We start from the raw sequence: 1,188 nt of genomic DNA, 5'->3' as shown, positions 1-1,188 counted from the left end.
CGCCTGGAACGACGACTATCTCATCAATGCCATCACTCATATGCGATAGCCCTGCTGTAAACGGGGAGAAGAACGCTAATCCACCCACATCCCCGTTCGCTTGTGCCAGTCCGCGATCGACTCCTCCGGGTAGACATCGAAAACCTTGTCGCCCTTGCCGATATCCGGCTCGACCCAATTCGCCTTGTATTTCAGCATCAGATGCACCTTCTCCGGCGGCTTCGGCAGGTCGGTGTCGATCGCCGAGGCGAAGGGATGCACCAGCTCCGGCCAGGTTGGGTCGTAGAGCCAGAGTGCCGTCCCGCATTTCGTGCAGAAGTTCCGCTCGCCCGTCGAGGTTTCGCGTTGCGGGTGCTCGTCGTCCTCGATCTCGGCGCGATAGACACCGAGATGGCGCTTGCCATGGATTTTCAGCGTCTCGTAATCGGCGCCGAGATTGATGGCAAAACCGCCGCCGCCCTGCTGCTTGCGGCAGATCGAGCAGTAGCACAGCATGAACGGCACCGGCGTGTGGCTTTCCACCTCGAAACGCACGGCATTACACCGGCAGGACCCCTTGAGCAGAAGCGGCATGAGAAACTCCGACGAAATTGATTCTGAACTTGTCAGGATGGTGCCGGTTGGGTCGATGACAAGGGGAAATCCGGGTGACATGATCGCCGCATGGACAACGAGCGCATAGAAGAGCTTTTCGAAGGCCTCGGCCCGGTCAGCATCCGCAGGATGTTCGGCGGCAAGGGCATCTATTTCGACGGCGTCATTGTCGCCATCGTCATCCGTGGCGAATTGATGCTGAAGGCCGACGCCGAAAGCGCCCCGGATTTCGAAGCGGCCGGCTGCACGCAGTGGACCTACACCGGCTCGCGCCACGGCAAGCTCGTGTCGATGCCCTATTGGAGCGTTCCCGACAGCGCTTTCGACGATCCCGACGAGATGGCGATCTGGGCGCGCCGGGCCTACGAGGCAGGACGGCGCGCCGGCAAATAGGCTGCGCCATGCTTCGGCAATTCCGGGCCGCATTTCACACCAGGTCCCGCGCCTCGGGCACGAGCGCCAGCGCCTCGGCAAAGCTGGCGCTGGTGAAGGCGGCGCGCTCGACGGCGAGCATCGCGGCGGCAACGCCTTCACGTAGTGCCGGCTGCACGCAGTGGACCTACACCGGCTCGCGCCACGGCAAGCTCGTGTCGA

General features: G+C 62.5%; 2 protein-coding genes and 1 pseudogene. 2 read left to right on the top strand and 1 reads right to left on the bottom strand.

Features of this window, described 5'->3' with window-relative positions:
* Nucleotides 1–75: 75 nt before the first annotated feature.
* Nucleotides 76–573, bottom strand: a complete 498-nt coding sequence (locus tag E5W70_RS32475; RefSeq protein WP_292665451.1) for a GFA family protein — start codon at nucleotides 571–573, stop codon at nucleotides 76–78.
* 90 nt (nucleotides 574–663) lie between these two features.
* Between E5W70_RS32475 and E5W70_RS32470 the strand changes: the two genes are divergently transcribed.
* Together E5W70_RS32470 and E5W70_RS32465 are read left to right on the top strand one after the other, a co-directional pair.
* Nucleotides 664–987: a TfoX/Sxy family protein gene (locus E5W70_RS32470; RefSeq protein WP_292665449.1), complete on the top strand. Its 324-nt coding sequence runs from the start codon at nucleotides 664–666 to the stop codon at nucleotides 985–987.
* Nucleotides 988–995: 8 nt separating this feature from the next.
* Nucleotides 996–1,188, top strand: a pseudogene (locus E5W70_RS32465) (hypothetical protein); the annotation flags it as partial.

The organism is Mesorhizobium sp. (assembly GCF_005063415.1).
GTDB lineage: Bacteria > Pseudomonadota > Alphaproteobacteria > Rhizobiales > Rhizobiaceae > Mesorhizobium.
The sequence above is the reverse complement of the archived record's forward strand: the minus strand, read 5'-3'. Positions and strand labels throughout refer to the sequence as shown.

Bases quoted from the DNA above. Each gene is read 5' to 3' on its own strand.
- E5W70_RS32475 (WP_292665451.1), bottom strand. From the start codon at position 573: ATGCCGCTTCTGCTCAAGGGGTCCTGCCGGTGTAATGCCGTGCGTTTC.
- E5W70_RS32470 (WP_292665449.1), top strand. From the start codon at position 664: ATGGACAACGAGCGCATAGAAGAGCTTTTCGAAGGCCTCGGCCCGGTC.